Origin of the sequence: Shewanella decolorationis (assembly GCF_004354305.1) — a bacterium.
Classification (GTDB): Bacteria; Pseudomonadota; Gammaproteobacteria; order Enterobacterales; family Shewanellaceae; genus Shewanella; species Shewanella decolorationis.
The window spans coordinates 123854-149926 of sequence record NZ_CP037898.1; the positions used below are offsets into that span (position 1 = coordinate 123854).

The 26073-nt window shown below is 48.2% G+C and carries 24 protein-coding genes; 15 read left to right on the forward strand and 9 right to left on the reverse strand.

The genetic code is table 11. The features are described 5' to 3' along the window. The first annotated feature begins 57 nt into the window (after window positions 1–57). Complete coding sequence (locus tag EYR25_RS00580; RefSeq protein ID WP_133178167.1) at window positions 58–2283, forward strand: NADP-dependent isocitrate dehydrogenase; 2226 nt, start codon at window positions 58–60, stop codon at window positions 2281–2283. 148 nt (window positions 2284–2431) lie between these two features. Here the strand turns inward: EYR25_RS00580 and cspD are convergent, their stop codons facing one another. Then, window positions 2432–2638: a cold shock domain-containing protein CspD gene (cspD, locus tag EYR25_RS00585; RefSeq protein WP_011072576.1), complete on the reverse strand. Its 207-nt coding sequence runs from the start codon at window positions 2636–2638 to the stop codon at window positions 2432–2434. Window positions 2639–2831: 193 nt separating this feature from the next. Between cspD and clpS the strand changes: the two genes are divergently transcribed. Together clpS and clpA are read left to right on the forward strand one after the other, a co-directional pair. Next, on the forward strand, window positions 2832–3140 hold the full coding sequence (gene clpS, locus EYR25_RS00590; protein ID WP_133178168.1) for an ATP-dependent Clp protease adapter ClpS: 309 nt from the start codon (window positions 2832–2834) through the stop codon (window positions 3138–3140). A gap of 42 nt (window positions 3141–3182) precedes the next feature. Further along, window positions 3183–5450 carry an ATP-dependent Clp protease ATP-binding subunit ClpA gene (gene clpA, locus EYR25_RS00595; RefSeq protein ID WP_133178169.1) on the forward strand — a complete coding sequence of 756 codons (2268 nt, stop codon included), beginning with the start codon at window positions 3183–3185 and terminating at the stop codon, window positions 5448–5450. A 100-nt stretch (window positions 5451–5550) separates the two neighbouring features. On the opposite strand, the gene infA is transcribed toward clpA, so the two are convergent. The 3 genes from infA to aat form a co-directional block, all read right to left on the reverse strand. Next, window positions 5551–5769 carry a translation initiation factor IF-1 gene (gene infA / locus EYR25_RS00600; RefSeq protein WP_006081934.1) on the reverse strand — a complete coding sequence of 73 codons (219 nt, stop codon included), beginning with the start codon at window positions 5767–5769 and terminating at the stop codon, window positions 5551–5553. Window positions 5770–5851: 82 nt separating this feature from the next. Then, complete coding sequence (locus EYR25_RS00605) at window positions 5852–6568, reverse strand: arginyltransferase (RefSeq protein WP_023267350.1); 717 nt, start codon at window positions 6566–6568, stop codon at window positions 5852–5854. Beyond that, window positions 6558–7268: a leucyl/phenylalanyl-tRNA--protein transferase gene (gene aat, locus EYR25_RS00610; protein WP_023267349.1), complete on the reverse strand. Its 711-nt coding sequence runs from the start codon at window positions 7266–7268 to the stop codon at window positions 6558–6560. The genes EYR25_RS00605 and aat overlap by 11 nt, the downstream gene beginning before the upstream one ends. 54 nt (window positions 7269–7322) lie before the next feature. On the opposite strand from aat, the gene EYR25_RS00615 reads away from it, so the two are divergent. Together EYR25_RS00615 and EYR25_RS00620 are read left to right on the forward strand one after the other, a co-directional pair. Continuing rightward, window positions 7323–7793: an outer membrane lipoprotein gene (locus EYR25_RS00615; protein ID WP_069455124.1), complete on the forward strand. Its 471-nt coding sequence runs from the start codon at window positions 7323–7325 to the stop codon at window positions 7791–7793. 75 nt (window positions 7794–7868) lie between these two features. Continuing rightward, window positions 7869–8621: a Nif3-like dinuclear metal center hexameric protein gene (locus tag EYR25_RS00620; protein ID WP_133178170.1), complete on the forward strand. Its 753-nt coding sequence runs from the start codon at window positions 7869–7871 to the stop codon at window positions 8619–8621. Window positions 8622–8730: 109 nt separating this feature from the next. Here the strand turns inward: EYR25_RS00620 and EYR25_RS00625 are convergent, their stop codons facing one another. Continuing rightward, on the reverse strand, window positions 8731–9687 hold the full coding sequence (locus tag EYR25_RS00625) for an AEC family transporter (protein WP_133178171.1): 957 nt from the start codon (window positions 9685–9687) through the stop codon (window positions 8731–8733). Between the two features lie 384 nt (window positions 9688–10071). Beyond that, a complete protein-coding gene (gene metG / locus EYR25_RS00630; protein WP_133178172.1) occupies window positions 10072–12102 on the reverse strand; it encodes a methionine--tRNA ligase in 2031 nt (676 codons plus the stop codon). Between the two features lie 160 nt (window positions 12103–12262). On the opposite strand from metG, the gene apbC reads away from it, so the two are divergent. From apbC to EYR25_RS00675, 9 genes are all read left to right on the forward strand, one after another. Next, the gene (apbC, locus tag EYR25_RS00635; protein ID WP_133178173.1) at window positions 12263–13378 is read left to right on the forward strand and encodes an iron-sulfur cluster carrier protein ApbC; all 1116 of its coding nucleotides are present in this window, start codon (window positions 12263–12265) and stop codon (window positions 13376–13378) included. A gap of 11 nt (window positions 13379–13389) precedes the next feature. Further along, a complete protein-coding gene (gene udk, locus EYR25_RS00640; protein WP_011072566.1) occupies window positions 13390–14028 on the forward strand; it encodes a uridine kinase in 639 nt (212 codons plus the stop codon). Window positions 14029–14057: 29 nt separating this feature from the next. Further along, on the forward strand, window positions 14058–14639 hold the full coding sequence (gene dcd / locus EYR25_RS00645; protein WP_011622434.1) for a dCTP deaminase: 582 nt from the start codon (window positions 14058–14060) through the stop codon (window positions 14637–14639). Window positions 14640–14644: 5 nt separating this feature from the next. Beyond that, window positions 14645–15454 (forward strand): aminodeoxychorismate lyase, encoded by an 810-nt coding sequence (gene pabC, locus EYR25_RS00650; RefSeq protein WP_133178174.1) that lies wholly within the window; start codon window positions 14645–14647, stop codon window positions 15452–15454. Continuing rightward, the gene (gene mltG / locus EYR25_RS00655; protein ID WP_133178175.1) at window positions 15451–16461 is read left to right on the forward strand and encodes an endolytic transglycosylase MltG; all 1011 of its coding nucleotides are present in this window, start codon (window positions 15451–15453) and stop codon (window positions 16459–16461) included. Before pabC ends, mltG begins: the two co-directional genes overlap by 4 nt. Further along, entirely contained in the window at window positions 16458–17087 is a 630-nt protein-coding gene (tmk, locus tag EYR25_RS00660; protein ID WP_011716779.1) for a dTMP kinase, read from the forward strand. The genes mltG and tmk overlap by 4 nt, the downstream gene beginning before the upstream one ends. After that, window positions 17081–18037, forward strand: coding sequence for a DNA polymerase III subunit delta' (gene holB, locus EYR25_RS00665; protein ID WP_133178176.1), 957 nt, complete (start codon window positions 17081–17083; stop codon window positions 18035–18037). Before tmk ends, holB begins: the two co-directional genes overlap by 7 nt. A gap of 6 nt (window positions 18038–18043) precedes the next feature. Continuing rightward, a complete protein-coding gene (locus EYR25_RS00670; protein WP_011622439.1) occupies window positions 18044–18370 on the forward strand; it encodes a PilZ domain-containing protein in 327 nt (108 codons plus the stop codon). 365 nt (window positions 18371–18735) lie between these two features. Then, a complete protein-coding gene (locus EYR25_RS00675; RefSeq protein ID WP_133178177.1) occupies window positions 18736–19524 on the forward strand; it encodes a TatD family hydrolase in 789 nt (262 codons plus the stop codon). A gap of 325 nt (window positions 19525–19849) precedes the next feature. Here EYR25_RS00675 and rsmF read toward each other — a convergent pair whose 3' ends face one another. After that, on the reverse strand, window positions 19850–21298 hold the full coding sequence (gene rsmF, locus EYR25_RS00680) for a 16S rRNA (cytosine(1407)-C(5))-methyltransferase RsmF (protein ID WP_133182691.1): 1449 nt from the start codon (window positions 21296–21298) through the stop codon (window positions 19850–19852). A 146-nt stretch (window positions 21299–21444) separates the two neighbouring features. Here rsmF and EYR25_RS00685 point away from each other — a divergent pair, with 146 nt between their 5' ends. Further along, a complete protein-coding gene (locus EYR25_RS00685; RefSeq protein ID WP_133178178.1) occupies window positions 21445–22671 on the forward strand; it encodes a nucleoside recognition domain-containing protein in 1227 nt (408 codons plus the stop codon). Between the two features lie 161 nt (window positions 22672–22832). On the opposite strand, the gene EYR25_RS00690 is transcribed toward EYR25_RS00685, so the two are convergent. Together EYR25_RS00690 and EYR25_RS00695 are read right to left on the reverse strand one after the other, a co-directional pair. Next, window positions 22833–25469: a PqiB family protein gene (locus EYR25_RS00690; RefSeq protein WP_133178179.1), complete on the reverse strand. Its 2637-nt coding sequence runs from the start codon at window positions 25467–25469 to the stop codon at window positions 22833–22835. Further along, on the reverse strand, window positions 25456–26073 hold the full coding sequence (locus EYR25_RS00695) for a paraquat-inducible protein A (protein WP_023267335.1): 618 nt from the start codon (window positions 26071–26073) through the stop codon (window positions 25456–25458). The genes EYR25_RS00690 and EYR25_RS00695 overlap by 14 nt, the downstream gene beginning before the upstream one ends.

Consider the following 26073-nt stretch of genomic DNA (forward strand, 5'->3'; position numbering starts at 1 on the left):
GTCATGATATAAAATTATTATAAAAATATTAAATTTTACAATAATGTAGGATGTAACATGAAAGATAACTCACCAACAATTATTTATACCGAAACCGATGAAGCACCAGCGCTAGCAACGCTTTCTCTGTTACCTATCATCAAAACCTTTACCGATGCGGCGGGTGTTGCGGTTGAAACCCGTGATATTTCTTTATCGGGCCGTGTGATTGCTAATTTCCCTGAAAAACTGACTGACGCGCAAAAGATTGGCGATCACTTAGCTGAGCTGGGTGAATTAGCGAACCAACCTGAAGCTAACATCATCAAACTGCCAAACATCAGTGCCTCAATCCCGCAGTTAAAAGCTTGTATTTTAGAGCTGCAACAGAAAGGCTACGACATTCCAAATTATCCTGACGAGCCAAAGACTGACGAAGAAAAGTCTATCAAAGCCCGTTACGACAAGATCAAAGGCAGTGCGGTAAACCCAGTACTGCGTGAAGGTAACTCTGATCGCCGCGCGCCGCTGTCAGTGAAAAACTTCGCTAAGAAAAACCCACACTCAATGGGTAAGTGGACCAAAGAGTCTCAATCACACGTTGCTCACATGAGCGAAGGTGACTTCTACGGTAGCGAGCAGTCAGTGACGCTGGCTAACGCAGACACTGTTAACATCGTACTGTCGCAAAAAGACGGTCAAGAAGTGGTATTGAAATCTGGCCTGAAACTGCTAGCTGGTGAGATCATCGACGCGTCAGTGATGAGCAAAAAAGCCTTAGTGAGCTTCTTTGAGCGTGAAATCGCCAATGCCAAGGCCGAAAACGTGTTGTTATCACTGCACCTTAAAGCCACCATGATGAAAGTGTCCGATCCCATCATGTTCGGTCACGCAGTAAAAGTGTTCTTCAAACCTGTGTTTGATAAACATGCGTCATTATTTGCTGAGTTAGGCGTTGATGTGAACAACGGCTTTGGCGATGTATATGCCAAAATCGCTAGTTTACCTGCCGATGTCCGTGCACAAATTGAAGCGGATATCGCCGCCGTTTATGCTGAGCGCCCAGCGCTGGCGATGGTGGATTCTGACAAAGGCATCACCAACTTACACGTACCAAGCGACATCATTATCGATGCTTCTATGCCTGCGGCCATTCGTTCATCTGGCCAAATGTGGGGCCCTGATGGCAAGTTGCACGATACTAAAGCGCTGATCCCAGACCGTTGCTACGCGGGGGTGTATCAAGAAACCATCGCGTTCTGTAAAGAACACGGTGCCTTCGATCCAAGCACTATGGGTAGCGTGCCAAACGTGGGTCTGATGGCGCAAAAAGCCGAAGAATACGGTAGCCACGATAAAACCTTCGAAATCCCAGCGGATGGCGTGGTTAACGTGATTGATGCCAGTGGCAAAGTGTTAATGAGCCACAACGTTGAAGCGGGCGATATTTGGAGAATGTGCCAAGTTAAAGACGCACCTATTCGCGATTGGGTGAAATTGGCCGTACGCCGTGCACGCTTAAGCAATACTCCTGCGGTATTCTGGTTAGATGCCAATCGTGCCCACGATGCGCAGCTGATTGCTAAAGTGAAGCAATATCTGCCTGAGCATGATACTAACGGTTTAGACATCAGCATCATGTCACCAGAAGAAGCGACTCGTTTCTCATTAGTGCGCATTAAAGAAGGTAAAGATACAATTTCTGTTACCGGTAACGTACTGCGTGACTACCTGACTGACTTGTTCCCAATTCTCGAACTGGGTACCAGTGCTAAGATGCTGTCTATCGTGCCATTAATGAATGGTGGCGGCCTGTTCGAAACGGGTGCGGGCGGTAGTGCGCCTAAACACGTACAACAGGTTGAAAAAGAAGGTCACTTACGTTGGGACTCATTAGGTGAGTTCTTGGCTTTAGCGGCTTCTTTAGAGCATTTAAGCCAAACTGTGGGTAATCCTAAGGCACAAGTACTGGCAGATACCTTAGATCAAGCCATCGGTCAGTTTTTAGATAGCAACAAGTCGCCATCAAGACGCGTTGGTGAGCTGGATAACCGTGGTAGCCATTTCTATCTGGCGATGTACTGGGCACAAGCGTTAGCCGCTCAAACCAAAGACGAGCAGTTACAAGCTCACTTTATTCCATTAGCGCACGCGTTAAGCGCAAATGAGCAAGTGATTGTTGCTGAGCTAAATAACGCGCAAGGTGCGCCTGTGGATTTAGGCGGTTACTACCGTTTAGACGCTGCAAAAGCCGAAAAAGCCATGCGTCCAAGCGAGACACTGAACAAGCTATTAATTGCTTAACGATTTATCGTTAACTTAGCATTAATACTGAAAAGGCCTGCATCGCAGGCCTTTTTTATCAGACTCAATCTTCAAGAAAGTTGTCAATCGCCTAATAAAAAGGCAGGGATAAAATCCCTGCCTTTTAGATCATTGGCCTCACCAAACGTTATTTTGTTGGTGAAATGGCTGAAGCGTGCATTCCTTTTGGACCCTGTTCTACTTCAAATTGAACTGGTTGGCCTGCTTTTAGAGTTCTATAGCCTTCCATTTCAATGGTAGAATAGTGTGCAAAAACGTCCTCGCCACCTTGATCAGGGCAAATAAACCCGAATCCTTTGGCGTTGTTGAACCATTTAACAGTTCCGCTTGCCATACTTCCACTTCCTTCTGTTGTCTACTTACCAGTAAGATAGTAAAACCTGTATAGACGGGATTGTTTCACCGTCTGAGCTACAGAATGTAAGGAGTAAAAGCGGAAGTCAAGCTAAAATTAACAAAGAGGTAACAACTGATTAATTTGAAGATAGCAATTGGAAGAGGACAACACGAGAGGCTAGTATTAAAAAATGGGTAAGACAGGAAACATAGAACACGTTGAAGAGCGTGTGGAATCTGAGTTAATGCCACCTTCGATGTATAAGGTGATCCTCAATAATGACGATTACACTCCAATGGATTTTGTGATCGAAGTGCTGCAAATCTTCTTTCGCAAGAATGAGCAGGAAGCCACAGATATCATGTTGACTATTCATCACCAGGGAAAGGGTGTCTGCGGGATTTTTCCCTACGGCATTGCAGAAACTAAGGTGATACAAGTAAATCAATTTGCAAGACAAAACCAACATCCGTTACTGTGTTCGTTAGAGAAGGCTTAACAGCGCTTACTCTGTTGTCAGTTGTTAATTTTGGGGGTGCTTATGCTGAACAAAGATCTGGAAGTCACCTTAAATCTGGCATTTCAGCAAGCCAGAGAGGCTCGTCACGAGTATATGACGGTTGAACATCTGTTATTAGCTCTGATAGACAACCCTGCGGCTCAAGAAGCGCTAATCGCCTGTGGAGCGAATTTAGATAAACTCAGAGATGAAGTAGCAAGCTTTATCCAACAAACCACCCCAATCATTGCGGATATGGACGATGATAAAGAAACCCAGCCGACGCTCGGGTTTCAGCGGGTGCTGCAACGCGCCGTTTTCCATGTGCAGTCCTCGGGCCGCAATGAAGTCACAGGTGCCAATGTGCTGGTGGCCATTTTTAGTGAGCAGGAATCCCAAGCCGTGTATCTGCTGCGTCGCAGCGACATCAGCCGTTTAGATGTGGTGAATTATATTTCCCATGGTTTTTCAAAAAATGAGGACAGCGACGCCCATCAAGATCACGAACGCATCGAAGATCAAACCGAAGCGGGTGAAGAGCGCAGCATGTTGTCGCAGTTTGCAAGCAATCTAAACCAGCTTGCAAAACAAGGGATTATCGACCCACTCATCGGCCGCGATCAAGAAATTGAACGGGCAATTCAAACCCTATGCCGTCGCCGTAAAAATAATCCGCTATTAGTGGGTGAGGCCGGTGTGGGTAAAACCGCGATTGCTGAAGGCTTGGCTTATCGAATCGTTAATAATCAAGTGCCAGAGGTGATGTCACAGGCAACGGTTTATTCCCTCGATTTAGGCTCCTTGCTTGCTGGCACTAAGTATCGTGGCGATTTTGAAAAACGTTTCAAGAGTCTGCTTAAGGAGCTTAGCGCCGATAAGCACGCCATTTTATTTATCGATGAAATTCACACCATCATTGGTGCGGGCGCCGCATCGGGTGGGGTGATGGATGCGTCGAACCTGCTTAAGCCGTTATTATCGAGCGGCAACTTGCGTTGCATGGGCTCAACCACCTTCCAAGAATATCAAAGCATTTTTGAGAAGGACCGCGCATTGGCGCGTCGTTTCCAAAAGGTTGATATCAATGAGCCTTCAGTGGCCGAAACCACGAAAATTCTGATGGGGCTCAAGGCCAAGTACGAAGAGTACCATGGCGTGCGTTATACCCAAGCGGCGATTAACAGCGCGGCTGAGCTGTCGGCAAAACACATCAACGACCGGCATTTACCCGATAAAGCCATCGATGTGATCGATGAGGCGGGTGCGCGCATGGCCATGTTGCCACAGAGCAAGCGTAAGAAAACCATAGGTCAGGCCGAGATTGAAACCATAGTGGCGAAGATTGCTCGGATCCCAGAAAAGTCTGTCTCTGCCACCGACAAAGACTTACTGCGTAATCTTGAGCGCAATCTCAAGATGGTGGTCTTTGGTCAAGACAAGGCGATTGAGTCCTTAAGCTCGGCGATTCGCTTATCACGCAGTGGGTTAGGGACCGATAAAAAGCCTGTGGGCAGCTTCTTATTTGCAGGCCCAACCGGGGTGGGTAAGACAGAAGTTACCAATCAGTTAGCCAGTTGCCTTGGCATGAAGCTGGTGCGCTTTGATATGTCTGAGTACATGGAAAGCCATACGGTTTCTCGCTTAATTGGTGCGCCTCCAGGTTATGTGGGGTACGACCAAGGTGGCTTACTGACCGATGCTGTGATTAAGAATCCTCATTGCGTGGTGCTGCTTGATGAAATTGAGAAGGCTCACCCCGATGTCTATAACCTATTGCTGCAAGTCATGGATCACGGCACCTTGACCGATAACAACGGTCGCAAGGCTGACTTTAGACATGTCACCTTAGTGATGACAACAAACGCTGGGGTTCAGGAAACGATCCGTAAGTCTATCGGCTTTACTCAGCAGGATCATACTCAAGATGCCCTGTCGGAAATCAACCGAGTCTTTTCACCAGAGTTCCGTAACCGTTTAGATTCCATAATATGGTTCAACCATTTAGACATGACTATCATCGCCAAAGTGGTCGATAAATTCTTGGTGGAATTGCAGGCGCAATTGGATGCGAAACATGTCGTGCTTGAAGTCAGCGATGAAGCTAGAACCTTACTCGCCGAGAAAGGCTATGATAAGAGTATGGGCGCGCGGCCAATGGCCCGTGTGGTGACAGAGCTTATCAAACGTCCGTTGGCGGATGAAATCCTCTTCGGTGAGCTTGAGCATGGCGGTATCGCCCATGTCGATGCGAAGGATGGCGAAATCGTCATCCGCTGTGAACGGCATGAGAAGAGTACCAGCAAAGTGTAAGAGCTCGAAAAATAAAAATGGCTGCAATTGCAGCCATTTTTCTTATCTTTCGCCAACAAAAAAACCCGGCCTCGCCGGGTTCTTAAACTAAAGGAGAATATTAGCGTGCGCGGAAGACAATACGACCTTTTGTCAGATCATAAGGAGTCAACTGGACTGTTACTTTGTCACCAGTCAGGATGCGGATGTAGTTTTTGCGCATTTTGCCAGAAATGTGGGCTATCACCACATGACCATTTTCAAGCTCTACGCGGAACATTGTGTTTGGCAAGGTTTCAAGGATAGTGCCTTGCATTTCAATGTTGTCTTCTTTCGCCATTAATTAGTTATCCCATTAGCCTTCGAATATAAAAAACCGGCGTATCATGCCGCAAATTCACTTGGCTGTAAAGGGGAAGTGCCTAGCAAACTTGGGAATACTCCCAGCCTTGGGGGGTTAAAATCTGGTAAGGACGGTATAAACGCTTGTAGGACATTTTTCGATTGGCATCAATTTGATATCCAAGATACAGAAATTCTTTGTCCTGTAATTTTGCTAAGCGGCACTGGAGTAAAATCAGCAGTGAGCCAAGGGAGCGGCGTTCTTCGTCGGGGTCAAAATAACTATAAATAGCCGACAAACTATTGGGGAGTGTATCTGTCACTGCAACCGCTAAAAGTCGATTACTATCATAGACTTCGATAAAGGTTGGCGGTAGCCAATGGCAAAATAAAAACTGCTCATATTGCGACTTACTCGGGGGGAACATGGGGCCATCGAAGTGGCGCTCACGGATATATTTTTCATACAGGGCATATTGGGCCTCGGTATGTTCAGAGGTAATACGCCAAGTTAAATCACGGTTATGGGCTAAGGTGCGTTTTTGCCGTTTAGAAGGCATAAACTCATTAATAGGTAATCGAATCGGCTGGCAGGCACTGCAACGAGGACAGCGAGGTTTATAGATGGCGCTGCCACTGCGGCGAAAACCTATGGCTAATAGGCGATCAAATAAAATCGGGTCGAGTGTTTCCTCTTGGATCACCAACAGCTGTTCTTGCTGTCCATCCAGATAGCTGCAGGGAAAGATTTGGCTGATCCCAATGGCGATGGGCGTGTTACTCGCGTTAGAGTTCAAGTGTGACCTCACTCGGTATCCAAGCCGCAGGATTGACTGGCTTATCCCTAAACTGAGTTAAGAGTTGAATAAAATCAGCGCGCTTCACCGGTTTGGCCCCTAAGCTCTCAAGGTGGGGATTCATCACCTGAGCGTCAATCAATTTAAAATTCATTTTGATAAGATGCTGTTGCAACACCGCCATGGCCGCCTTGGATGCGTTGGTTTCGCGATGGAACATAGATTCCCCACAAAAGACTTGGCCGATGGCGAGACCATAAAGCCCACCGATTAATCGTTCGCCGTGCCAAACTTCGATTGAGTGGGCATGGCCATTATGGTGTAGCTCACGGTAGGCCATTTGAATTTCATGGGTTATCCAAGTGCCTGCTTGTTTACGCCGAGGTTGAGCACAACCTGCCATGACATCGGTAAAGGCATGGTTGATGGTGAAACGCCAAGGCTGTTTTTTTAAATATTTACGTAAACTGGTGCTGATATTCACTTGGCTAGGAATAAAAATGGCGCGGGGATCCGGTGACCACCACAAAATGGGATCGTCGGCGTTAAACCAAGGGAAAATGCCATGATAATAGGCGGTCAATAAACGTTCAGGGCGAAGATCGCCGCCTATCGCCAATAAACCGTTTGGATCGGTTAGGGCGAGTTCGGGCGAAGGAAAAGCTTCAAATTCGTGATTCAGAAAAGACAGTGAGTTCACAATTGCGTATGATTCAGTAATAGACCCTTATATTAAGTTAGCGGAAATTCGGATATGTGGAAACCTACACTAGCGAGCTTTATGTTTATTTGTGCTTTAGTGATTTCTCCCGTGCAAGCAGGCTACGATCGTAATCAAGCAGTGCCGGTCGAAAAAGTTCTCTATGGCGATATCAACTCGGTACGCAATATCACCGAAACCCAATTGATTGAAGACAGAAATCAAGGTTGGAAAACCTTTGGTGGCGCCTTAGCGGGCGGGGTGATTGGTCATCAATTTGGTGGTGGCTCAGGCCAAGATATCGCGACAGTATTAGGCGCCTTAATTGGTGCAGGGGTTGGCAATCGTTATGGCAGTGGCACAACGGTGCAATCGCTCAAGCTCGTGGAGCTGATGATCACTCAGGAAGACGGCACGCAAGTCATGGTGATCCAAGATTATGATCCTGGCATGGTGTTCAATGCGGGGGATAGGGTACGTGTGGTGTACCTGCAAGGTGGGGTTCGTGTTGATTTAGCCATGTAACTAAGCCATGCAACTAACGCTAGGAAATTAAGCCTAACAGCCAAAAATTAATAAAGAACGTTAAACGGTGATGGAATGACAAGGACAGAACTAACCCAATATTTAGCCGATTTTTTGCGGATATCGGCCTTTAAAGATTACGCCCCCAATGGTTTGCAGGTTGAAGGTAAAGCAGATATCCGCACCATAGTGACAGGTGTGACGGCGTGCCAAGCGTTAATCGATGAAGCGATTCGTCTCAAAGCCGATGCGATTTTGGTTCACCATGGCTTTTTCTGGAAGAGTGAACCAGAGGTGATCACCGGCATGAAGCAGCGCCGGATCAAAGCCTTACTCGCCCATGATATCAACCTGTTTGGCTATCACTTGCCCTTAGATGCTCATCCTATGCTGGGTAACAATGCTAAGCTCGGCCGCAAACTTGGGATCCTCGATGCTGAAGCGGTTGAGGATGTTGCGCAGGGGCTCGTATGGCGTGGCAAACTGGATTTACCCGTGAGTGCCAGTGAATTTGCCGCGACCTTAGGTGAGATGCTCGGTAGAACGCCACTGCATATTGGTGAAAGTTCGGATGAAATCCAGCACTTAGCTTGGTGTACCGGTGGCGCTCAGGATTATATTGATATTGCCGCAAGCCTTGGGGTCGATGCGTTTATCAGTGGCGAAGTGTCCGAGCGGACATTCCACAGTGCGGTGGAGCAGGGTATCCACTATTATGCTGCGGGTCACCATGCCACCGAGCGTTTTGGTATTGAGGCGCTGGGACGTCATCTCGCCCGTGAATTTAATTTAGTGCACCATTTTGTGGATATCGCTAACCCAGTCTAATGGCGTTGCCTTATCGACATAGAGTAAATGAAAGGCGAGCCATGCTCGCCTTTGTTTTATGTAAATTACCCCTAATTTTAAATCAGCCTCAGTTTAAATAAGCCTCAGTTTAAATCAGCCCTAGGGTCGACAGGATAAAAATGCCTAAGGTGCAGGTGAGCAGTGAGCAAACTGTGGTGAGGGCGATAATATTGGCCGCTAAGGTGGCATTTCCCCCCATGGCCCGCGCCATCACATAGCTTGCGGCGGCCGTGGGCGCGGCGCTCATCAAAAACACTAAGGCCAGTTCCACACCGCGATAGCCAAGCATCAAGGCTCCTAGGGTGATGAATAGTGGAGCAAAGATCAGTTTTAACGCGGTCGAGAACCAAGTGGAATATTTTTCATGTCTGAGCGAGCCAATATCCAGTGAGCCGCCAGTGCACAGCAGTGCTAAGGGCAGCGTCATATTGGCAAAGTATTGTCCGGCATCGAGGACCATTTTAGGAACGGGGATCGCCAGCAGATAAAACAGCATGCCGAGCATAATGGCAATGATCAGCGGGTTTTTAGTGATGGTTTTAATGATCACTGCAAAGGCGCGGCGGCTCGATTCCTCTCCCCGTGGGCTTAAACAAATTACGGCTTGAATATTGTAGAGCAGCGTCATGGACGCCACATAAACGGCCGCTAAGGCAACGCCTGATTCGCCGTAGGCATTAGAGACATATGCTAAGCCGATAATGGCGGTATTGGCTCTAAATCCCCCTTGAATGATGACGCCTTGATCCTTCGGCTCGGGGAAAAATCGTTTCGTCACGTAGGTCGAGAGAATAAAAAACAGTAAGTTGGCTAATAAGCCATAACCGATTAACGGCGCACTGTCGGCAAGATCGTGATGCGAGCTAATGATGCTGAGAAACAACAGCGCGGGCAGGGTGACATTAAAAACCAGCTTCGAGGCGATATCAATAAAGTGCTCATCAATCACTTGGGTGCGTTTAAGCATGACGCCTAAGGCTAACATTAAACAGATGGGACCGGTTATTGAAGCAGAAAACAACAACTGCTCAATGATATTGCCCATAACTTCTCCTCGAAAATTCCATAGTGCGTTGCCGTTGGAAACCGTGCGGCTTAACGATTACAAAAGTGATTACAACAGCGATTACAACTCAGCAATGACTACTTAGTGATTGCGGTCTATTCTCGCTTAGCTATTACCGTTAACTTATTGCTGGCTAGGTAGAGTGGCTTTTGACACAGTCATTTAGATAAATTTAGCTAAAGTCACTTAACTACAGTCACTTAGCCACAGTCGCGATAGTGTCGCACTGTGAGTCGCTTGTCGAGAGCACATCAACTTATGTTTCCAGAAAAGCGTAACCGGATGTTTTTACCAACAAATAAGGCCGCATTAAATGCGGCCTTATGTCGATTTAGCTGTAGCTTGACTCGTGTTTAGCCTAGCTTACTTCACACGCATGCCAGGTTGTGCGCCTTCGTGGGGTTCTAAAATCCACAAATCACTGCCACCAGGGCCAGCAGCCAATACCATGCCTTCTGACATGCCAAAGCGCATCTTGCGAGGAGCCAAGTTCGCAACCATCACGGTCAGCTTACCTTCGAGATCCTCAGGCGAGTAGGCCGATTTAATGCCTGCAAATACCTGACGAGTTTCGCCGCCAATATCCAATTGCAGTTTTAACAGTTTGTCGGCTTCGGCCACATGCTCGGCTTTGACGATACGCGCAATACGCAGATCGATTTTAGCGAAATCTTCAAAGTTGATGGTGTCGCTAATCGGATCGCTCGCCAATGGGCCCTTAGGTGCTTCAGGCTCGCTCGTGGCTTGCAGGTTTTCTTTAGAGTCGGCAACCATAGCGTTAACCTTGTCTAATTCAACACGTTGCATCATGGCTTTGAACGGTGCAATTTCGTGTCCCGCCATATCTTGGCCCAAGCTATCCCAAGTTAAGGTCTGTTGGAAGAAGGCTTCAACATCCAACGCTAAACGTGGTAACACAGGTTTTAAATAAGTGACCAGAATACGGAACAGGTTCAGGGCATTCGAGCACACTTGATGCGCCGCTTCCTGTTGGTCGTCTTGCTTCACTAACTGCCAAGGCGCTGCGTCAGCGACAAAACTGTTGGCGATATCGGCCAATGCCATGATTTCGCGCATCGCTTTACCGTATTCGCGGGTTTCATAGAACTCGGCGATTTGTTCTTGCTTAGCTAAAAACGCATCCGTTAGCGTAGTGTCGGCAATCCTGGCCAACTTGCCATCGAAACGCTTAGTGATAAAGCCAGCGGTACGAGACGCGAGATTCACCAACTTACCCACTAAGTCTGAGTTTACGCGTTGTACGAAGTCTTCTAAATTCAGATCGAGATCGTCGATACGGCTGCTCAGTTTGGCGGCGTAGTAGTAGCGTAAGTATTCAGGATCTAAGTGGTCTAAATAGGTACGCGCCTTAATAAAGGTGCCCTTAGATTTAGACATCTTAGCGCCGTTTACTGTTACATAACCGTGGGCGTAGACGCTGTTAGGTTGACGGTAGCCCGAGCCATAGAGCATGGCTGGCCAGAACAGGCTGTGGAAGTAAACGATATCTTTACCGATAAAATGGTAAACTTCGGCCTTAGAATCCTTCGCCCAAAATTCGTCAAAACTCAGCTCTGGACGTTTGTCACAGAGGTTTTTGAACGAGCCCATGTAGCCGATAGGCGCATCTAACCAAACGTAGAAGTATTTGCCCGGTGCATCTGGGATCTCAAAGCCAAAGTAAGGCGCATCGCGGGTGATGTCCCATTGCTGCAGACCCTGTTCGAACCATTCGTCGAGTTTGTTGGCCATTTCGGTTTGCAGTGCACCCGAGCGAGTCCACTCTTTAAGCATGTCTTCGAAGGCGGGTAAGTCGAAGAAAAAGTGCTCAGTGTCCTTCATCACAGGCGTCGCACCAGAGACGGCTGACTTAGGGTTAATCAGCTCAGTTGGGCTGTAAGTTGCGCCGCAAGCATCACAGTTGTCGCCGTATTGATCCGGTGATTTACACTTAGGGCAGGTGCCTTTTACGAAGCGGTCTGGCAGGAACATCGACTTTTCAGGGTCAAATAACTGCGAAATGCTCTTGCCCTTGATATAGCCATTAGCGCGCAGTTTTAAGTAAATATCGCTCGCCAGCACGCGGTTTTCGTCACTGTGGGTGCTGTGATAATTATCGAAGGCGATATTAAAATCGGCGAAATCCTGCTGATGCTCTTTGTTGACTTGAGCGATCATTTCTTCAGGCGCCATGCCTAATTGCTGCGCCTTGAGCATAATCGGTGTGCCGTGGGCGTCATCGGCACAAATATAGTGGCACTCATGTCCACGAAGCTTTTGATAACGCGACCAGATATCCGTCTGGATGTATTCCAGCATGTGACCTAAATGAATCGGTCCGTTCGCGTAGGGAAGTGCGCTGGTCACGAGAATTTTACGTTGTGAAGTTGCCATCTTGTCTCAAATATCGTGGTGGGCCAAAAATAATGGTAGAGATACTAACCGATTACAGGATGATTTTCATCAAAACCTGAGTCGATTGGGTTAAAACTGCGCTAATGTTTTTGTCATTATCTGGTACACTTGGGCAAATTTATTGGTGGGGGTAATTCTTTTGTCTTCAACTCAAACTGATTATCGTTTAAGTGACGATCTTCTCGGGCCCGTTCTGGCCATTCTCGATGCATATATCGACCCGTATTTAGCGAAGGGGTTAGTGAGCGCAGGATGCGTGAATAAATTGGCGATTGAAGGTAAGCGTTTGCAGCTTGGCTTAGTCTATCCATACCCTTGCATGACCCAATACCGTGATACTGTCATGGCTCTCACCAACAAGCTCGCGGTGCTGGATGCCATCGACGAAGTTGAGTGCGAAATCGATTTCCAACCAAAAGTGTATTCGGCGATTGCCTCTATCGCACCGATTGCCAATGTGAAGCAAGTGATTGCGGTCGCATCAGGCAAAGGCGGTGTGGGTAAATCGACCACAGCGGTTAACCTTGCCTTAGCACTGGCAGCAGAAGGTGCCCAGGTAGGTATTTTAGATGCCGATATTTATGGTCCTTCCGTCCCATTAATGCTCGGGATCCCTAACTTCAGACCCGTTTCTCTCGATGGTAAACATATGACCGCGGCCAGTGCCCATGGCATTGCTGCTCAATCGATAGGGTTTATGTTAAGTGGTGATGAAGCGGCTGTGTGGCGTGGTCCTATGGCGGCGGGCGCACTTGCGCAGCTGCTCAATGAGACCCAGTGGCCTGAATTGGATTATTTAGTGGTCGACATGCCGCCGGGGACTGGTGACATTCAATTGACCTTGTCACAAAAAGTGCCAGTAAGTGGCGCTGTGATTGTGACCACCCCTCAGGACATCGCGCTGGCCGATGCCAAGAAAGGCATCACCATGTTCCAGAAGGTGAACATTCCCGTCCTTGGGATTGTTGAGAATATGAGTTTCCATTTATGCCCCGAGTGTGGTCATAAAGAACACCCATTTGGTACGCACGGTGGCAGTAAAATGGCCGAGCGTTATCAAGTTCCATTGTTAGGCGCTTTACCGCTGCACATCAATATCCGTGAAGCCATGGATGTGGGGGCGCCGACGGTTGTGGCCGAGCCTGACAGTGAAGTGGCGGCACTTTATCGGGAAATTGCCCGTAAAGTGGGCGCCGAATTGGCTCTCAAACAGAGTCAAAAAACAGTTTCTATTAGCGTATCAGATGACGAGTAAGGTTTAAGGGTATGAATTCTCAGCAGTGTGTCATTATTGCAATTGCTGGCGCGTCAGCATCGGGCAAGAGTTTAATTGCCAAGACGATTTTTGACGAACTTCGCCGCGATTTAGGCACAGATCAGATTGGGGTAATTAACGAAGACGCGTACTACCGCGATCAGAGTCATTTATCCATGGATGAACGTGTGTTAACCAACTACGACCATCCCAAGGCGTTAGACCATCAGCTGCTATGCACGCACTTGCAGTTGCTAAAGTCTGGCGAAGCTGTTGATATTCCTTGCTATAGCTATACCGAACATACGCGTATGGCTGAAACCGTGAAAATGACACCGAAAAAAGTGATCATTTTAGAAGGCATCCTGCTGTTAACAGACCCTAAATTGCGTGAATTGATGGATGCGAGTGTATTTATGGATACGCCGCTGGACATTTGTTTCCTACGCCGTTTAACCCGCGACGTGGCCGAGCGTGGCCGTACGATGGAATCGGTGATTTCACAGTACAAGAAGACAGTGCGTCCTATGTTCCTGCAATTTATTGAACCTTCAAAACAATACGCTGATATTATCGTGCCTCGCGGCGGTAAAAACCGTATCGCGACCGATATTTTAAAGACTCGTATTCAACATCTACTGGCAAAATAACGACTAAAACTCAGGGAGTAAAAGGCAAGATGCGCTTAACCGATATCGAAATTGAACAGGCCCTTGATAACGGCTCGATTGTGATTGAACCTCGCCCAAGCAACGATGCGATTTCTGGTGTGAGTGTCGATGTGCGATTAGGGGGGCAATTTCGCGTCTTTAAAGATCATACCGCGCCTTTTATCGACCTGAGTGGTCCGAGTACGGAAGTGCAGGCGGCGCTTGATCGGGTGATGAGTGAAATCATCGAAATCCCTGACGGCGAAGCCTTCTTCCTGCATCCCGGTGAATTGGCGCTCGCCGTAACCTATGAGAGCGTGACGCTGCCTGCTGATATTGTCGGTTGGCTCGATGGCCGCTCTTCACTGGCGCGTTTAGGCCTGATGGTGCACGTCACTGCGCACCGGATTGATCCGGGTTGGCAGGGCAAAATTGTGCTTGAGTTTTATAACAGTGGTAAGTTGCCTTTAGCGCTGCGTCCACGGATGACCATTGGCGCGTTAAACTTTGAACGTTTAAGCGGCCCAGTGGCGCGTCCTTATAACAAGCGTAAAAACGCGAAATATAAAGATCAGCAAGATGCGGTCGCCAGCCGTATCAGTCAGGACTAATACCCTTGATTTGGGTTAATGGGGTATCACAGGCAAGCATTGCTCCCATGGACAGAGGGCTTGCCTATGGTGATGGCCTATTTGCCACGATGCGAACCGATGCGCATGGCATTTTGTTTTTTGAGCAGCACCAAGCCCGTCTTATGGCAGGCGCTGCGCGGCTAGGGTTTGACTGGCAAATGAGTCAAGCCCTAAGCCAACAACTCGATACTCTCGCTAAGCGATACCCACAGCACTGTATTAAATTGATGCTCACGCGGGGCGTGGGTGGCCGTGGTTATGCACCGCCAGAGCAGGTTCAAGTCACTGAAGTCGTCTCTGTTCATCCAATTCCTGCCCAATATGCTTTGTGGCAGCAACAGGGCATTCGCCTTGCGACGTCAGCGATCCAATTAGGCCATCAACCTTTATTGGCGGGAATAAAGCACCTTAATCGCCTCGAACAAGTGTTGATCAAATCCCAGCCCTTACCACAAGGTTTTGATGATTGGTTGGTGTTGGATTGCACTGGACAGGTGATAGAGTCTTCGATGGCCAATATCTTTTTTGTCAAAGGCAATCAAGTGACTACCCCATCGTTGGAACGTTGCGGCGTCGCGGGTGTGATGCGCGAGCAAGTTATGTTAGCCTTACTTGCACAGAAGATGAATATCGATTGTTTGCCGTTTGGCGCCGAGCGTTTAGTGGAGTTTGACTCGGCATTTATCACTAACAGCGTCTTAGGCGTAGTGGATGTGCTGGCGATTGACTCGCACACTTTTACTCCTTCTCCTTTGACAGCAGATCTTAGACAAACACTTTCACTCTCACTATGAAGAAAATCATTCTGATCGCAAGTTCTACTTTGTTGACCTTGCTGACCTTAGCTTGTTTGGTTGGTTATTGGGGCTATCGAACGATTATTGATTACAGCCAAACCCCCTTAGTGTTAACCGAAGCCAAAGAATTAACCATTGCCCGTGGTACCAGTGTGCACCAATTAGCGCAGCAGTTAGAAACCGATGGTGTTATCCAAGACAAATGGAAACTCAAATGGTTACTGAGATTGCGCCCAGAACTGGCGAAAATCCGTACTGGTCTTTATGAGATGTCTCCTTCGCAGTCGATTGCCGACTTACTCAATGACTTAGTGAATGGTAAGGTGAAAACCTTCAGCCTGACCTTAGTCGAAGGCAAAACCATTGCCGAGTGGGAGCAACAACTCGCGAGTGCGCCGCACTTACAGTTGTCTCCTGAAGTCTTTAGTGTGGTATTGATGGAGCAGGGCGACGATTCGGCGCTGCCCGAAGGTAAATTCTTCCCCGATACTTACCATTACACCGCCGATAGCGATGCTAAGACGCTACTGACCCAAAGTTATAAGATGATGGAGCAGGAGCTGGCCAAAGCATGGGCGGAGCGTGTGCCCGGTTTACCACTTAAATCGCCCTACCAGATGCTGATCTTGGCATCGATTGTTGAGAAAGAAACTGGCCAAGCCTTCGAGCGCGATCAAATCGCCGGTGTCTTTATCAATCGACTCAATCTGGGGATGAAACTGCAAACCGATCCAACGGTGATTTACGGCATGGGAGACAGATTTAAAGGCAATATCACCCGTAAAGATCTCGTCGAAGAGACCCCTTTTAACACTTACCGGATTTTCGGTTTACCGCCAACACCGATTGCTGCGCCGAGTAAGGCCTCATTGCAGGCGGTGTCTAAACCTGCCAAGGTCAGTTATTTGTATTTTGTGTCGCGCAACGATGGCACCCATGTGTTTTCGACCACATTGGAAGAGCATAACCGCGCCGTCGATATTTATCAGAGAAAGAAAAAATGACCCAAGCATCCGCCAAATTCATTGTTGTTGAAGGACTGGAAGGCGCAGGCAAATCGAGTGCGATTGCCCTTATTCGCGATTTTATTGAAAAACATACCGGCCTCGCACCCGTGTGCACCCGCGAGCCAGGCGGTACGCCGCTGGCCGAGCGCATTCGTGACTTAGTGAAAATTGCCGACCCAAGCGATCCTCTTTGTGATGAGTCCGAATGTTTATTGATCTACGCCGCCAGAGCTCAGCTCGTCGCCAATGTGATCAAACCCGCGCTGGCAGAAGGTAAGTGGGTGTTAGGTGATAGACATAATCTTTCATCCTTAGCGTACCAAGGCGGTGGACGCGGCTTAATGCCCTTAGTGGAAGCCGTGAGTAACGCGACGCTCAAAGGCTTTAAACCCGATTTAACCCTCTATCTTGACCTTGATCCTAAGCTTGGGCTGCTGCGCGCAGCAAAGCGGGGTGAGCTAGATAGGATCGAGCAACAAGCCATCGACTTTTTTGAACGGGCGCGCGCAACTTATCTCAAGCTTGCTAGCGAAGATGAGCGGATTGTCGTTATCGATGCCAGCCAAACCATGGCTGAAGTGCATAAAGATATTCTGGCCGTGTTACAGGCGATGGCATGGTAACGCAAAGCGGATTTGATGTATTAACCCTGCCTTGGCTTGATACGCCAAGACAGGCGTTTTTGACCCAGTTACAAACCCAAAAAGTCCCCCATGCGCAACTAGTGGGTATCGATTCCGCCTATGGCGGTGAACTTTTGAGTGTGTTTATGGCGCGCGCCGCCATGTGTTCGCAACCTACTCCTGCGGGTGGATGCGGTTTTTGTAAGTCCTGCCAGTTATTTGATGCGGGTAATCACCCTGATTTTTACCAAATTGAGGCCGATGGCCATCAAATTAAAGTCGACCAAATCCGTGAGCTGTGTAACCGCCTGAGTGCAACCGCCCAGCAGAGTGGTCGGCGTGTCGCCATCATTCACCACAGCGAGCGCTTAAACTCAGCCTCCGCCAATGCGTTACTCAAGACGCTTGAAGAGCCGGGCAAAGACACCTTACTGCTATTACATTCCGATACGCCTGCGCGTTTAATGGCAACGATCAGCAGCCGTTGCCAGCGGCTTCCCTTTGTGGCGCCGTCTAAGATGTTGATCAAAAACTGGTTAATTCAGCACTGTCAGATCCAAGAGGATGTGACTTGGTGTTTGAGTGTGGTCGGCGGCCCATTAAAGTTGGCCGAAAGTTTGCAAACAGATGGAACACAACCGAGTCGCTATCAAACTTTGTTAGGTTTTCGCAAAGATTGGGCGCAAAGTTTGTCGTCAGGCCATCTGTGTGCTAGTTTGTTAACGATAAGTGAACAACAAATCATTGATGCTCTTAAGGTTTTATACTTACTCCTGAGACAAATTTTACTGAAATACGGCGACCAAGATGCGTTTGTGCAAGCGCAAATAGGGAACTTGGCGGCGAAAATCATGGGAATGTGTCATAGCTTAAGTGCAATGCCGAGTGTCAATTATTTAGGCTTGTGTCAAAGTTATGTCTTAGAATATAGAGAAATAACAAATAAGTAACACGCCATGGTCGATCTTGTCGTCAATTTTGATACCTTACATCAACTTTACCGCGCCTATATGCCGTTTATTAAACCGGCAGGGCTGTTTGTCGCCACCGGGGAAACCCATTACCTCGGTGAGACCTTAACCATTGCCTATCGTTTACCCGGCGCGACCACCTCAAACGAGTTTCGTGGCGTGGTTGTGTGGATTAATCCGCTGGGTGCATCGGGCGGCCGCCCCGTGGGGATTGGGATTAAAATCGTTTCAGATCCCGACAGCCATAAACACCATATCGAAAAACTGTTATCCCGAGAGCTCGCTTCGGGCGACTTAACCTGCACTATGTAACTGTTATCGTGGTCAGCTAGGGCATACACTGAGTATTTAACCTGAACTCGGGGTAACGAGTGTCGAAAAAATCTAAATTTAACAACCTAAATCAATGTCATAACTAATTTTTTTAAAAAAGAATAATCCTTTTTCTGACTGAATGAGCAGATTTTTGCGCATATCAAGGCGCTCTGTCGTACGCCATAGCGAGCTATGGTTAGACAGAGCAACGCAGAGAGGCCCGAAAAGATGCCTATTCAGCGGCTCTACTTATCCCGAGCTCAGGTTATTTAGTACTGAGTGAAGCCTTAGCGGAATTTGACCTCGATCCCATCGCTGAGTATCCTTGTGCTCCTTTTTTGTTTCTCTGTGTGGAAATTGCTGTGCTTATCGATTCACATTGCCATCTCGATCGCCTGAAAGCGGCGCCCGATCAACAAACCTTAGAACTCATCCTCGCCAACGCTAAGGCGCGCGGTGTCGACTATATGCTCTGTGTCAATGTGCGCCAGCAGGGATTCGAGTCGATGCGTGACAAGGTTGCTGCTTTCGAGCAAGTGTTTTTGTCTTCGGGAGTGCATCCGCTGGATGTGAAAGACGGCCTCGATGTTGAGCAAATTCGCTGTTTTGCGATGGAACCGAAAGTGGTGGCCATTGGTGAAACTGGCTTAGATTATTTTTATGCCGATGAAACCAAAGCCCTGCAACAACAGTGTTTTGAGCAACAAATTGCCTTGGCGGTTGAAGTCAATAAGCCGCTGATTGTGCACACCCGTGATGCCCGTGAAGACACTATCAATATGCTTAAAGCGGGGCAGGCGGACAAAGTCGGTGGCGTGTTACATTGCTTTACGGAAAACTGGGAAATGGCCAAGGCGGCGATTGACTTAGGTTTTTATATTTCCGTTTCAGGCATTGTGACCTTTAAAAATGCCGGTGAGTTAAGAACCGTGATCCGCAAAGTGCCGAAAGAGCGTTTATTGGTGGAAACCGATTCGCCTTATCTTGCGCCTATTCCACACCGTGGACAGGAGAATCAACCCGCCTATGTGCGTGATGTGGCTGAGTTTGTGGCAGAGCTGCGCGGAGAGCGTTACGAAGATCTTGCCGAGTATACCAGTGAGAACTTCTTTAACTTGTTTAAGGATGCAGCCCGTTTAATCGGCCGTTAATGTTTGCAATTCTTGCTTAAGTCCGCAAAGTCTAAACTTATACTTACCCCTTGTGAGTAAAATGGTCGTCGGTAAAGCTCGCTCCATAAAGCTAACACCTAAAAGCTTAATTTGATTAGGCGTAAGCCCATAAAAAAAGGCCCAAAACGATTCAAACTGTTTGGGCCTAGGGGAATGGCTCGTTGAAGAGCCGTGCGCTACAGATGAAAGCGACATGCAGTGCGCTTTACAATAGACTCAGTGTAGTTGAGTTTAGTGTGAGTGACACTTTCTCCGTCCCCTTTTTTAGGTTATTTCTCGCTAAAAAAATGCCGATTTATAACCATTATGTCTGCGGTGGTAGCAATAACACTTTATCTTTCACTAAGTCTCTGGGCAGGTTGTTTTTTAGTTTATTGCCTAAATGTTTAGCTATGCCTAAAGGCGCGCCGCCATAACAGACAATCACTTCGCCCTGAGCTTTGCTAGCGGTATCGAGGGGAATATCTCGTCCCATCAAATACTCTTTCGCCTGCTCATCGCTCACTTCGACGACTTTCGCGCCATTTTTTGCCCCGGCTTTAAGCGCTTTACCCGCAAGTGCGATAATGGCTTCATGGCGGACTTTAAAGCCATGCTTACTGTGGTCGGCAAGCTTCACACCTATCCGCTGAAAGCGCATTTTGCCAATAAAGTCTCTAAATTCATGGGGGAAGAGCCAAAACTCATCGTCGCGCACCATAATGAGATCATCGGGCAGTTCGATACCTAGATCATCGGCAAAATAGGCTTGAATGGCTTTGGCTTGTTTGGCATTCGCCTCCGTAAAGGGGAAATTCTTTTGTAATTTAGGCTCGGGTTGCAGGCGGGGCACGGAGCGGGTTTTAGTCAACTTAGCGACAAAAAAGCCTTCACTGTCGTAAATTTGCGGCCAAACGTGCAAAAAGCCTTCTGGCGTAGTGGCTTTTTCAGCGCCATCAAACAATTGGCTTAAGGATTCAAATTGCACCGCATCGCCATAGGTTTGCTGTAAATATTCGCACACGCCTTGGTTTTCGTGCCGATTAAGGGTGCAAGTGGAATACACCAAACTGCCACCCGGTTTTAAGGCCAAAAAGGCGGATTCGATTAACGCCTTTTGGGTTTCGCTAATTTCGATTACTTCATCAAGGGACCAAGATTTTAACGCGTCCGCATCTTTACGAACTGTGCCTTCACCGCCGCAGGGAGCATCAATTAATACCGCATCAAAACTTTCATACAGATACTCGCCAAATACCCGTCCATCAAAGTGGGTCAGGGCACAGTGACTGGCACCCATGCGTAGCACATTGGCATGGAGCACTTTGACGCGGCTGGCGGAATATTCATTGGCGACTAATAAGCCTTGATTATTCATCAATGCCGCCATTTGAGTGGTCTTAGAGCCGGGCGCTGAGGCTAAATCTAATACACATTGCCAATCCGCATTCGGGGTAAATAGCGCTGTGGGGGGCAACATGGAGCTGGCTTCTTGGATATAGAACAGTCCCTGAATATGCTCTAGGGCGTTACCGAGCTGCTCTTCTTCATCGTAGCTTATCCAGAAGCCATCCTCACACCAGGGAATGGGTGCAAAGGTCCATCCTTTGGGCTGCATTAAGCGCTTAAAGTCTTCACTGCTGATCTTTAAGGTGTTGACGCGAATCGAGCGACGTAGTGGTCTCGAACAGGCCGCAATAAAGTCATCCATTGAGAGATGGGCGGGCAGTTCTTGGGCAATAGTATTGATAAAATTTTGATTTAATTGAACCATAACGGGATTAGGCTGTGTATCAACTGCGGCAAGTATATCATAATCCCTTATCGGGCTGGGATTTTCTCCCTTGGCTTTTGCCATCCAAAACCAGTCATTAAAGCAACATAAAGACAAAGCATGAATAAAAATAAGGAAGGGGCTGAGTGCTAAATCGGGTGTGGTTAGTGTTTTTCCTCACGTCGCTGCTGGCGATGGCGGTACAGCTGTTTAATGGCCATATCGTGGTGCTTGCCAACGCGGTAGAGGCCCTGTTTGCCAGCGCTAAACTCGCCGCTGAAATCGCCTTAGGCTTAGTGGGCGTTTTATCCCTGTGGATGGGATTAATGCGAATTGGTGAAAAGGCAGGGGTTGTTGGGGCAATTGCTTTTGTGTTTGAGCCGCTGCTGCGCCGCTTAATGCCCGAAGTGCCCAAGGGACACCCCGCATTTGGCAGTATGACGATGAACTTAACGGCCAACGTATTTGGGCTAGATAATGCTGCAACGCCATTGGGATTAAAGGCAATGCAGGATTTGCAGAGTCTTAATCCGGTCAAAACCGTCGCGACCAATGCGCAAATTCTATTTTTAGTGCTCAATACCTCCTCGGTGACCTTAGTCCCTGTTACTGTGTTCTTGTACCGTGCTCAGCAGGGCGCAGCCGCACCTGCGGACATTTTTTTACCCATTCTGCTCGCCACATCAGCCTCAACCTTAGCGGGGCTTCTGATTGTTGCCTTTGTTCAGCGACTGTCACTGCTCAATGCCGTAGTACTCGGATATGGCGCAATACTGCTGTCGGCATTAGTTGCTAGTGGTTTCTATTTAATGACCTTAACGGCAGACGCGATTGGCACAGTATCGACCGCCTTGGGCAACGGGGTATTGCTACTGTTAGTCTTCAGTTTTGTGCTGGTGGCGGGCGTGAGAAAAGTAGCAATTTATGATGAGTTTATTGAAGGTGCCAAGGCGGGGTTTAACCAATCGATTCAACTTATTCCGTATCTGTTAGCCATGCTGCTGGCGATTGGTTTACTGAGGGCATCGGGCGCGTTGGATTATTTGCTGCAATTGATTGCCAGTGGGGTGAGTCTTTTCGGATTTGATACTCGCTTTGTCGATGCGATGCCAACCGCATTAATGAAACCTTTTAGCGGTTCGGGCGCGCGGGCCATGATGCTCGAAACCATGGCGCACCATGGTGTTGACTCCTTTGCGGGGCGCTTGGCGGCGATTTTCCAAGGGAGTACTGAAACGACTTTCTATGTGCTGGCCGTTTATTTTGGCTCCGTTGGGATCCGTCACGGGCGTCATGCGCTCGCCTGTGGTTTAACGGCCGACTTTGCAGGGATCTGCGCCGCGATTGCGGTTTGTTATTGGTTCTATGGCTAAGGATGCAATTGAGAAGAGCTGATTGACAGCAATAGTAGACCGTTACTTTAGCAGATAAAAATCCGGCGCATTAGAGTTTATCTAATGCGCCGGATTTTTAAGTGACATAGAATTCGCTAGGCTTATTATCAAGCTGGCCAAACTACAGATAAGGCTTGATTTTATTGGGCTGGAGCCCATTCCTGCCATTCGCTCTGGGCCTTATGTTGCAACTTAATCACAGCACCTTGGCTTAAGCGATTACCTGCTTGTGTCGTTTCCTTGGTGGCGACATTAATGCCGCCCGCCAATAGGGTTTCGAGCGAGCCAGCTTCAATTTGCGCACCAGAGAAAATCCCCACATCGACTTTGATGCCTGAAGCGTCCCAGAACTGACTGCTCTGATTCACTAAGTGACTGTACTGCGGCTCAATATGTGCTTGCATTAGCACGCTGTTGCCTTGAGACGACAGGCTATAACCATCGATTTGGCCGATTTTTATGCCACGGAAGAAGATAGGCGTGCCGACTTTCATCGAGCCAAGGTTGCTATCTTCTAAGGTAAACTTAAGCGCATCTTCGGAAACGTTGGCATAGCTGCTCTCAACCAATTTGACTTGGAAGTGGTTGGCTTTTGGGTTGTTCTTGCCCGGTAACACGCCAATATAAGGCCCAGTAATTAAGGTTTCTGGCGCTTTAATCCCCGCTAAGGAGATTTGCGCGTCAACCATATGGTATTCAGTATCACTGCGGCTGAAGTGCTCGGCATATTCACCATAGAGATAAGCCGTTGCCGTGAGGGTAGTTAAGTCGGCATTGAGCTTAACTTGCGTCACTTCACCGACCTGATGACCTTGGTAACGAATGGCAGCTTTGGCTGCCAATTTCGCCGAGGCGGGTAAGGTGAGTTTGATGGCTTGAGCCTGGGCTAAGGCGAGCTGTTTGCTTTCGTATAGTTTAAGTGCCGTATTAGGTTCAGTCGTTGATCTGTCCAACAAACCTAAGCTGATGCTGCCCTTTAACGCACCTTGGAGTGGCGCGACGGCGACATCAATACCCGCAAGACTGGCATTGACATCCACGGCACTGTTGCGCCAAAACACTTTAGGTTTTTGCACTAAGGGTTGGAACTGCTTATCGATAGCGATCTTAATCGCAAAGTCTTCGGTTTTACTCTGCCAGTTGACCGATTCCACGCTACCGATTTGCATTTTTTTATAATAAATCGGTGAGCCTTGGCTTACATCGGCGCCATCGACGCTGGTGAGGGTAAAGTACAGACGTTGCTGCCGAGCAAAAAACTGTTTTGCTTCATCTATTGAGCTAAAGAGTGACAGGCGAGTATTCGCCGCAAGTGGTGTGTCGCTCGTTCCTGGGATAAGACTTACAGCCCCTTTGGTGAGGGTAGCCATATCACGGGTTTTCACCGACACGCCATCGAGTGAGGCATCGATGCTCAGCGCCGACTCGGGGATAAAATAGCTATCACTGCGAACTAAGCTGGCAAACTCAGGTTGCAGCTCGAGTTGATATTCAACGGCTGACAGATCTTTAGTTAATTTAACCGCCAGCACCTCACCGATAGGCAGCTGCTTGTAACGCACTTCAGCACCTGCGGTGAGGCCCATATTTTCTGCTGAGGTGATAGTGAGCTGACGCTTCTTGGCCTTTAATAGATCGGGCGCCGACTCTTGCAGGGCAAAACTACTCGGCAGCGCCGTATTGGCATTGGTGCCGGGTAAAAAATTAATCACGCTGCCCGTGAGTAAGCGTTCGGGGTTTTTGATCCCAGAGAGCGAAATATCGGCGCCTTCAAGCCAAAACAGCCCGTCACTGGTTAACAGGTTAGCGTATTCAGGCTCAAATTTTGCCACTGCAGTCACGCCTGTTGCGGTGAGTTGTTTGCTCTGCAGGGTGCCAATGGTGATGCCGCGATACACAATGCGAGTGCCCTTATCAATCGCATTGCCATCGCTCATGGTCAGGCTGACTTCAATCCCGCCATGGGCGCTGGTTTCGGAATCATAGAGGGCAAAACTGTCACCATTTTGTGCCACAGGCGCTTTATCATCGGAGCTAAAGCTCACTCCACCCGCCAGAATCGAAGCAAGGCTTTCTGTGTTGACTTTAATACCCGCTAAACTGGCGTCGACTTTCACGCCGGATACGTTCCAAAAGTGCGAGTTTTTCTTCACTAAACGCGCATATTGCTCTTGGATAAAGGCGCTGATAATCACTCTGGCGTTGCCATCTAAACGGTAGCTGACCACGCTGCCGACAGGGATCTGACGAAAGAACACTGGCGAGCCTACGTCCAACGAGCCGAGTTTATCGGCCGTCAGTTCAATCATTACCCCTTCAGTACCGATTTGCATCGGTGGTGGTTGACGCTCAGCCTCGAAGAAAGTGGCGGCATTGCCTTTACCGGGCTGAATCGCGATATAGTTGCCCGAAAACAGCGCATCTAAGCCTTCAACACCCGTGATGCTGGCTTTTGGGGTGACTAACCAAAAGAGGGTCTCTTTATTTAAGAAAGGCTTAGCGCGATAGTCCATCATGACTTTGACGTTTACGCCCTTAAGATCCTCATCGATACCAATGTCTTTAACCTTACCCACGGTAAGACCTTGGTATTTGACTAAGGTTTTACCCACGTCGATCCCCGTGGCACTGGGGAAGTGGATCTGAATTTCAATGCCCGATTCTTTGATGCTCTTAATGCCCAGCCATGCGCCGAGTGCGAGCGCCACAATTGGGAGCAGCCAAATCGGCGAAAAGAGTTTTTTCTTCACAACTTTTGGCGATTCAATTTGTGTCATCTTGAGGTTCCAATCGATCCCAGAGTAAACGAGTGTCTAAAACTTTTGCGGCAAGTTGCGTCAGTAAAATCACCAATGCAAACGCCGTGGCCGCAGGTGCAGGCTTTGCATCGAGTAGTTGCCCCATATTTACGAGGGCAACAGTTAAGGAGATCACAAATAAATCAAGCATCGACCAACGGCCGATCCACTCGATGATATGAAATCCCACCATAAGTTTCTTCTTTGAAATCGGCAGATTGAAGCTGATGGCACACAGGTAAGTTGCCAAACCAATAATCTTCACCCAAGGGACTAGAATACTGGCAATAAACACAATAATCGCGATGGGTAGCATATCCGAATGCACTAAATGGATAATGCCTGAGAAAATGGTGTCGTGACGAACCTTTCCCTGATTAGTCAAAACGGTAATCGGGTAGAGATTGGCCGGAATCAATAAAATCGCCGCGGTTATTAGCAGTGCCCAACTTTTTTGTAAGCTACTGTAATCGCGAACCTGTAACTCGGCTTCACAGCGGCTGCAATGAGTGTTTTCACTGCTATTGAGCTGTCTGCACACTCGGCACAGACACAGGCCTAAATCTTTCCCCTGTTGCTTCAT